Source organism: Amycolatopsis kentuckyensis (assembly GCF_002155975.1).
Lineage (GTDB): Bacteria > Actinomycetota > Actinomycetes > Mycobacteriales > Pseudonocardiaceae > Amycolatopsis > Amycolatopsis kentuckyensis.
The window spans coordinates 1-1,696 of record NZ_MUMI01000274.1; the positions used below are offsets into that span (position 1 = coordinate 1).

Below are 1,696 nucleotides of genomic sequence, written 5' to 3' on the forward strand. Positions count from 1 at the left end.
AAGGACTTGCAGCGGCCGTCTTCGGCGAGGCCGCGCTGGCGGCTGAACTCGACGAAGGCCGCCGGGTGGGCCATCACGGTGACCCCGCCCGCGAGGGCCATCGAGCATTCGCCCTGCCGCAGCGACTGGCACGCCAGGTGCAGCGCGACGAGCGACGACGAGCACGCCGTGTCGACGGTGACGGCCGGGCCCTCCAGGCCGAACGTGTAGGACAGCCGGCCGGAGACGACGGCCGGGGCGCTGCCGGTCAGCAGGTAGCCTTCGGAGCCGCCGGACTCGTCGCGCGCGCCGACGCCGTAGCCGGAGGACGTCGCGCCGACGAACACGCCGGTTCCGCTGCCGCGCAACGACTCCGGGTCGATGCCCGCGCGCTCGAACACCTCCCACGACGTCTCCAGCAGGACGCGTTGCTGCGGGTCCATGGCCAGGGCTTCGCGCGGGGAGATGCCGAAGAAGCCGGCGTCGAACTGCGCCGCCGTGGCCATGAACCCGCCTTCGCGGGTGTAGCTGGTGCCGAGGTTGGCCGGATCCGGGTCGTAGAGCGCGGCCAGGTCCCAGCCGCGGTCGGCGGGGAACGGGCCGACGCCGTCCGCGCCGTCGGCCAGCAGGCGCCACAGGTCCTCGGGCGAGGACACCTCCCCCGGGTAGCGGCAGCCCATGGCGACGATGGCGATCGGCTCGTCGGACGCGGCGGCCGTGGCCGTGGCCGTGACGGCCTCGGTTCCGGTCACCTCGCGCAGGAGGTGACCGGCCAGTGCGCGCGGGTGCGGGTGGTCGAAGACGACGGTCGACGGGAGGCGGACCCCGGTCGCGGCGGTCAGCCGGTTGCGGAGTTCGACGGCGGTCAGCGAGTCGAAGCCGAGCTCGCGGAAGGCCCGGTCGGCGGGGACGGCCGCGCCGGACTCGTGCCCCAGCACCGCGGCGGCCTGCGCGCGCACGAGGTCGAGGACGTGGTGCGCGGCCTCCCGCGGGCCGAGCGCCCGGACGGATTCGGCGAGGCCGGTCCCGACCTCGGTGACGACCTCCTCGACGCGGACTTCCGGCAGGTCCTCGATGAGCGGACGGCGCCGGGCGGCGGTGAACCCGGCGGCGAACCGCGGCCAGTCCATGTCGGCGACGGCCACGAAGGTTTCGTCCGCGTCGAGGGCGTGCTGCAGTGCGGAGATGGCGCGGTCCGGGTCCATTTCCCGCAGGCCGCGGCGGCGCAGGTGGTCCTTCGCTTCGGCGCTGCCCGCCATGCCGTCCCCGGCCCAGGACCCCCAGGCCACGGAGGTGGCTTTCCGCCCGGCCGCGCGCCGCCGGGCGGCGAGGGCGTCGAGGTGCGCGTTCGCGGCGGCGTAGGCGCCTTGGCCGGCGCTGCCCCAGACACCGGCGTTGGAGGAGAAGAGGACGAAGGCGTCGAGGTCGTCGCCGAGGAGTTCGTCGAGGTGGTCGGCACCGGTGGCCTTGGCCGCGAGGACCTCGGCGAAGTCCTCGACGCTGGTGTCGGCGACGGTTTTCGCTTGCGGCAGCCCGGCGGTGTGGACGACGGCGCGGACGTCCGTCAGGTCGCGCAGGAGTGCGGCCACGGCATCGCGATCGGCGAGGTCACAGGCGGCGAAGGTGACACGGCAGCCGAGCTCGGCTCCGAGTTCGGCGGCACCCGGGGCCTCGGCACCGCGGCGGCTGACGAGCACCAGGTGCTCGTCAGCCGCCG

Annotated in this window: 1 protein-coding gene; it reads right to left on the bottom strand. The window is 75.0% G+C overall.

The window, feature by feature from the left end:
• On the bottom strand, positions 1-1,696 hold a 1,696-nt coding region (locus tag CCN39_RS26085; RefSeq protein WP_143264143.1), incomplete at both ends, for a beta-ketoacyl reductase.